The organism is Protofrankia sp. Cj5 (assembly GCF_917627405.1).
Lineage (GTDB): Bacteria > Actinomycetota > Actinomycetes > Frankiales > Frankiaceae > Protofrankia.
In genome coordinates this window covers 1-6,163 of record NZ_CAKJTO010000178.1, presented here as the reverse complement: position 1 = coordinate 6,163, position 6,163 = coordinate 1, and the positions used below count along the sequence as shown (strand labels likewise).

Below are 6,163 nucleotides of genomic sequence, written 5' to 3'. Positions count from 1 at the left end.
GCGCTGCGCCGCGGCGGCGCCCGCGGGCAGCCGGCTCGCCGGGACATCGTGCTGGCGGGGACGTGGTCTCCGCGCCGCGGCTCAGGCGCGGTACCAGCGCTGGTCGCCGCCGGCCTCGGCCACGATCCCGAGGCCGGCGAAGAGCTCGGGAGCGCTGCGGGCCGTGGGAGCGGCGGTGCGGCACAGGCCCTCGGCCTGCTGTCCCTCATCCCGACCGCGCCCGGGGTCATCGAGGCCGAACGCCGCCTCGACGGCGGGCGACGGGAACGGCTGCGGGTGCGGGCGCCAGCTGTGCTGTCGGTGGATCCCGGGACGGCGACACTGCGCCGCGCCGGGCTGCGCGCGGTGGTCGCGGCCCGGCGCGCGCCGATCGAGGTGCTGCGGGTGGCGCTGGGGCAGGCGCCGCCCACGACCGGTCTGCCGCTGCGCCCCCGTCCCAAGGTGCTGCTGCCGCCGGACCAGACCCTGCCGGCACGCGGCCGCGTCCTGAGGCTGACCGGTGCCGGGGAATCCCGCGGCACCGGACGGACCGCCGTTCGCCTCGACCCGCCGGAGGCTGCCGACCGGATTCACGCCGCGCTGCGCGGCTGGGGGTACCTCCCAGCGGATGATCCCGGTGCCGGCGGTCCCACTCCCCGCGCACACAACGCTGATGAACAACCTCGGTGAGAGCCGCTGGCCGCGGCTTCGCGACCAGTCACCGCTGCTGGCGGTGCCGCTAGGGAGCACCGAGCAGCACGGTCCGCACCTGCCGCTGGAGACTGACACGCGGATCGCGCGGGCACTCGCGGACGCGCTGGCCGCTCGGCTGCCCGATGTCCTCGTCGCCCCGGCGCTGGCCTACGGCGCGAGCGGGGAGCACGCGGGTTTCCCCGGCACATTGTCGCTGGGCAGTCACGTCCTCGCGCTGGCGGTCATCGAACTCGCCCGCTCCGCCGACACCACCGCGTCCGGTGTGGTGCTCGTGAACGGGCACGGCGGCAACGCCTCGGCGCTGCGGGCAGCGATCACGCTGCTGCGTTCCGAAGGACGCCGGGTACTCGCCTGGACGCCGCGCTCAGTTGTCGCCACCAGGGTGGGGGTGCCCTTCGCCGACACGGACCTGCATGCGGGACGGGTCGAGACCTCCCTGATGCTGCACCTGGCGCCGGACCTGGTAAGCCTCGACCGGGCGGCCGCCGGGCCGTCGCCGCCGCTCGCCGAGCTGATCCGCCACGGGGTTCGGCCGCTGAGCCCCTGCGGAGTCCTGGGCGACCCGGCCGGCGCATCCCCGGGCGAGGGCGCACGGCTGCTGCGCGCCTACACCGACGACCTGGTCGCGGCCATTGTCCGGTGGCAGAAGCCCCGCGAGGAGGACGGTGCCTGATGCGGGTGGACCCGCTGGCAGCCGCTCCGGCGGCGCTGGACGGCCCGGTAGCCCTGGTGACAGGCGCGGCACGCGGTCTGGGCGCGGCGGTCGCGGCCGCCTTGGATGACCGTGGCTACCGGCTGGTGCTCACCGATGTCGCGACCAGCCCCGGCAGTCACGCGGACCGCACGCACGGCGGCTACCCGTACGCCACCTGGGATGATCTCGCGAAGGTCGTGGCGGGCTGCACGAACGCGGTGGCGGTGCGGGCCGACGTCCGGATCCAGGCTGATCTCGATGCCGCGGTGGGAATCGCCCGAAGCAGGTTCGGCCGTCTCGACGCGGCGGTCGCGGTTGCCGGGGTGATCGCGGGCGGGCCGCCGGTATGGGAGACCGACAGCGATACCTGGCGGCTGTTGCAGGCCGCCGACCTCGACGGCGTGTTCCATCTGGTCCGGGCAGCCGTTCCAGCGCTGCTGGCCGCCCCAGCCGGCCGGTTCGTGGCGATTTCCTCCGCCGCGGGCACCCGTCCGTTGGCGCGCCTCGCCGCGTATTCGGCGGCCAAGCACGGCGTGATCGGGCTGGTTCGCGGTCTGGCCGCGGACCTCGCCGGCACGGCGGTGACCGCGAACGTCGTGTGCCCGGGGTCGATGGACACGGCGATGCTCGCCGAAACAGCCCGGATCTACGGCCTGGACGGGGTCGGCGAGTTCGCCCGGCATACCTTCCAACGGCGCCTTCTCGACCCCGCTGAGGTGGCGGAGGCCGTCGCCTGGCTGTGCTCGCCCGCCGCCGGAGCGCTGACCGGGGCCGTCGTGCCCGTGGACGCCGGTTTCACCGGATAGGGCAGGTCCGATCGGTCATCGGGTGCGGCACCGGGGACCCGAAGGGTATCCGGTGCGGACACGGGCCACGGGGATGGCCTGCTTGTAGTCAGGAGGACCGATGCTCACGCGACTCGAAGTTGACGGCTTCAAAAACCTGCTGGGGCTACGGGTTAACCTCGGCGCATTTACCTGTATAGCCGGTGAGAACGGTACCGGAAAATCCAATCTCTTCGACGTCATCCATTTTCTGAGCCTGCTGTCCGATACGCCGATGGTGGAACGTCTGGCGTGGTCACGGAATTGGAGCGGTGGCAACTCTCTGAGCACCGGCGACAGCTCCTCGAACGCCTTGATCCGGATGGCTCGGTCCAGCGGCTGGCATCCTGGTCACGCTTTGAGGACATGACCAAGGTCTTCGGCGAGTTCGGCCGGTGAGACCGGCCGAACTGGCAGTGGCTGGGTGCTTCTGGTTGGGAGCACCCAGCCGCTGGAACGTCCGTGAGCAAGAAAGCGGAGACTACGCCTTGCGCTTCTCGATCGCGTCGGTGAGCTGCGGAACGACATTGAAAAGGTCGCCCACCATACCGTAGTCGGCGAACTCGAAGATCGGCGCTTCTGGGTCCTTGTTGACCGCTACGATCGTCTTGGAGGTCTGCATCCCGGCCCGGTGCTGGATCGCGCCGGAGATACCGACCGCGATGTAGAGCTGTGGCGACACCGTCTTGCCGGTCTGGCCGACCTGGTTCTGGTGCGGGTACCAGCCGGCGTCGGTTGCCGCGCGGGACGCCCCCACGGCGGCACCGAGCGTGTCGGCCAGCTTCTCCACGAGAGCGAAGTGCTCAGCGCCGCCGAGACCGCGGCCACCGGAGACGACAATCTGCGCCTCGGTGAGGTCGGGACGACCCGACTTGGCTTCCACGACCCGGTCGAGGACCTTCGCCGACTTGGCGGAGTCCGAGATCGCGATGTCGACCTTCTCCTCGGTCGGTGTGGTCGGGGCGGCCTGGGGCGCGGTGCTGTTCGGCCGCACCGCGAAAACCGGCGTCCCCTTGGTGACCGTGGAGGTGACGACCGTGGAGCCACCGAAGATGCCCTGGGTGGCGGCCAGGTCTGGGGTGAGGCCGACCGCGTCCCAGATCAGGCCCGATCCGGTCTTGGCCGCTGTGCGCGCGGCGGCTTCCCTGGCGTCCGGGGTGGCGGCGGTCAGGACCGCCGCCGGCGACTTGCCGGTCACCAACGTGGCCAGGACCTCAGCCACTGGGGCCACAACGTAGTCGGTGACCTCTTCGGACTCGACGATGTACACCGTGGACGCGCCGTACTGGGCCAGGTAGTCCTTGGCTTTCGCGTACGTTCCGGGCGCGCCGAGGAAGACCGCGGACGCCTCACCCAACGACCGGGCGAGCGTCAGCAGTTCGGCGGTGATTTTTTTCGGCTCGCCGTCTGCGTGCTCGACGAGAACTAGAACCTCAGCCATCGGACAAGACCCCTCAGATCAGCTTCTGTGCGGCGAGGAAGTCAGCGACCCTGGTGCCGCCATCACCCTCGTCCTTGACGATCGTTCCGCTCTGGCGAGGCGGGGCGGGCTGGGCGTCCAGGACCGTCGACGCGGCGTTGGCAAGCCCCACCGTGCCTGGGTCCAGCCCCGCGTCCGCAACGGACAGCGTGGTCAACGGCTTCTTCTTGGCCGCCATAATGCCCTTGAAGGACGGGTAACGCGGCTGGTTGATCTTCTCGACAACCCCGACAACCACCGGCGTCGCGGCTTCCACGAGAAGGTAGCCGTTGTCGGCCTGCCGTTCGATCCGCACCGTGCCGGCACCGGGGTCGACGGTCACCTTACGGGCCTGCGTCAGCTGCGGGAATCCGAGGTGCTCGGCAAGCAGCGCGCCCAGCACACCGCCACGGGCGTCGGACGCCTCGGCGGCGGTGATGACGATATCAGGCGAAAGCGTCGCGATAACCTTCGCGAGCGCGGCGGACGTCTGGAGGGCGTCGGAACCGGCCAACGCCTCGTCGGTGATGTGGACAGCCTTGTCCGCACCCATCGACAGCGCCTTACGCACGGTTTCCAGGGCCTTCTCGGGACCCATGGTGACCACCGTCACCTCACCGCCATGAGCCTCCTTGATCTTCAGGGCCTCCTCGACCCCGTATTCGTCCATTTCGTTCATGACGTTGTCGACGCTCTTGCGATCCGTCGTCCTGGTTGTGGGATCGAGCTTCTTCTCCGCCCAGGTATCCGGAACCTGCTTGACGGTGACGACGATGTTCACGCCTCGGGGCCTCCGTAGCCACATTCATGGGTCTTCATTGCTCTTGACATGGTCGCACCTGTGTCCTTGACACGCTCAATGATCGTCGATGTGACCCAGGTCGCACTCGACCCATCCCGCACGCCAGACCGGCAATACGTGCATTCGTATGCGCGTCTGCACATCCCCTTCCGCCATTGTGACAGCTCCGCTACGTTGTGTCTCACAGCAGATCCGACGGCAATTTCACCACGAACCAGTACCCAATGAGCTACGGGGGCCCAATGGGCAGGCAACATATATCAAAAGATCACGATCAGACCGGCCGTGAGCCGCAACAAAACTTATTCGCGCGGCTACTCGCCGAAACATCCGTCTCGGACACCCGTTTCGCCCGGCAGGTCAACGAACGCGCACGCCGGCAACGACGTGTTGATCTCGGCCTCGCACGCACCACCGTAGGCCACTGGCGTCGCGGAATGCGCCCCCGTGACCCCATGGTGGCTGAGCTCGCCGCCGCCGAAATGTCGATGTTGGTGGGCTACCCCATCGCGCCGTCCGACCTCGGCTGGCGCGGCGAAAACTATCACGGCGACGACTTCGGGCTCGCCGTGGCGGAGAAACCCACGGACACTCTTCGGACCGTTGCCGGACTCTCGGGGCGAGACATGCGCAGACGAGACCTGTTACACGACGGAGCGGCCTTCGCCGCCACAGCCTTCGCCGACCCGGTGCTGGCAAGCCTCACCGGCGTCGTCGAAATGATCGGTAAGAGCCAGGCCACGGTCCCGGTGCCGACCGCGACAATGATCAGAGATATGACCGAGACCTTCCGCAAGCTCGACGCCCGCTACGGCAGCGGTGAGATTCGCGGGCAGGTGGTCGCGTTCCTGCACGACCGGGCCAAGGCCGCGCTCGACAGCCGCCACACCCCGGACCTGTTCAGCTCACTCGCCGAACTGACTCAGTTCACCGGCTGGCTCGCCCAGGATTCCAACCACCAGGCCCTCGCCCAGCGCTACTACATCCAGGCGCTTGGCCTTGCGGAACACTGCGGGGACGCCATGCTCGCCAGCCGCATCCTGTCCGCCATGAGCGACCAGGCCGGGCGTCTCGGCCAGTTCCGCCAGAGCCTGGCCATGGCGAAGGCCGCCATCGACCGGTCCCGCGGCGCGGCGTCCCCATCGGTCCGGGCAATGCTGCACGACAAATACGCCTGGGCGCTGGGCCGTTCGGGCGACGAGGCCGGCTGCAGCAAGGCGCTGATCGACATGGAACGCGAGCTCGGCCGCGCGACTCCCGGCGATGGCCCGCTATGGGCTGCCCACTACGACGAGACGGACGTGGCGGAATGCAAGGGCCACTGCTTCCTGCTGCTCGGCAAGGCCGCGGATGCCGAGCCTTCGCTGCTGGCATCCCGGTCCCGGCAGCTCGCTTCCCGGACCAGGACCCGCAGCTACGCCGAAGCCGATCTCGCACTGTCCTACCTGTCCCGGCCCAGCCCTGACGTCGAAGCCGCGCTGGACGCCGCGAGCCGCGCGGTCGAACTCGCCGGCCAGCTGGAATCCGCTCGGATCACCGACAAGCTGCGTGAGGTTGACCGCACATTGGGCCGGCATGACGATGTCGTCGCCGTCCGGGAGTGGCGGACACTCTCCGCGCCACTGATCGGCCGCGCGAAAGTCCGCGCGGAGGTGGCCTAGCGCAATGCCGTGAAGTTTGGCGGGGGCGAA

The 6,163-nt window shown here is 69.3% G+C and carries 5 protein-coding genes and 2 pseudogenes; 5 read left to right on the top strand and 2 right to left on the bottom strand.

What is annotated here, in order from left to right; all coding sequences use genetic code 11:
* The 4 genes and pseudogenes from MJ777_RS21960 to MJ777_RS23330 form a co-directional block, all read left to right on the top strand.
* Nucleotides 1-669: pseudogene (locus MJ777_RS21960) on the top strand (hypothetical protein); the annotation flags it as partial.
* Nucleotides 617-1,366, top strand: a complete 750-nt coding sequence (mftE, locus tag MJ777_RS21955) for a mycofactocin biosynthesis peptidyl-dipeptidase MftE (protein WP_239377662.1) — start codon at nucleotides 617-619, stop codon at nucleotides 1,364-1,366. The pseudogene MJ777_RS21960 and the gene mftE, both read left to right, overlap by 53 nt.
* Nucleotides 1,366-2,193 carry a mycofactocin-coupled SDR family oxidoreductase gene (locus tag MJ777_RS21950; RefSeq protein ID WP_239377661.1) on the top strand — a complete coding sequence of 276 codons (828 nt, stop codon included), beginning with the start codon at nucleotides 1,366-1,368 and terminating at the stop codon, nucleotides 2,191-2,193. Before mftE ends, MJ777_RS21950 begins: the two co-directional genes overlap by 1 nt.
* A 100-nt stretch (nucleotides 2,194-2,293) precedes the next feature.
* Nucleotides 2,294-2,455: pseudogene (locus tag MJ777_RS23330) on the top strand (DUF2813 domain-containing protein); the annotation flags it as partial.
* A gap of 237 nt (nucleotides 2,456-2,692) precedes the next feature.
* Here the strand turns inward: MJ777_RS23330 and MJ777_RS21940 are convergent.
* Together MJ777_RS21940 and MJ777_RS21935 are read right to left on the bottom strand one after the other, a co-directional pair.
* On the bottom strand, nucleotides 2,693-3,652 hold the full coding sequence (locus MJ777_RS21940; protein ID WP_239377659.1) for an electron transfer flavoprotein subunit alpha/FixB family protein: 960 nt from the start codon (nucleotides 3,650-3,652) through the stop codon (nucleotides 2,693-2,695).
* Nucleotides 3,653-3,665: 13 nt separating this feature from the next.
* Complete coding sequence (locus tag MJ777_RS21935; RefSeq protein ID WP_239312318.1) at nucleotides 3,666-4,451, bottom strand: electron transfer flavoprotein subunit beta/FixA family protein; 786 nt, start codon at nucleotides 4,449-4,451, stop codon at nucleotides 3,666-3,668.
* 263 nt (nucleotides 4,452-4,714) lie between these two features.
* Between MJ777_RS21935 and MJ777_RS21930 the strand changes: the two genes are divergently transcribed.
* Nucleotides 4,715-6,133, top strand: coding sequence for a transcriptional regulator (locus tag MJ777_RS21930; protein ID WP_239312320.1), 1,419 nt, complete (start codon nucleotides 4,715-4,717; stop codon nucleotides 6,131-6,133).
* The last annotated feature ends 30 nt before the right edge of the window (nucleotides 6,134-6,163 follow it).

Bases quoted from the DNA above. Each gene is read 5' to 3' on its own strand.
- MJ777_RS21930 (WP_239312320.1), top strand. From the start codon at position 4,715: ATGGGCAGGCAACATATATCAAAAGATCACGATCAGACCGGCCGTGAG.
- MJ777_RS21950 (WP_239377661.1), top strand. From the start codon at position 1,366: ATGCGGGTGGACCCGCTGGCAGCCGCTCCGGCGGCGCTGGACGGCCCG.
- MJ777_RS21940 (WP_239377659.1), bottom strand. From the start codon at position 3,652: ATGGCTGAGGTTCTAGTTCTCGTCGAGCACGCAGACGGCGAGCCGAAA.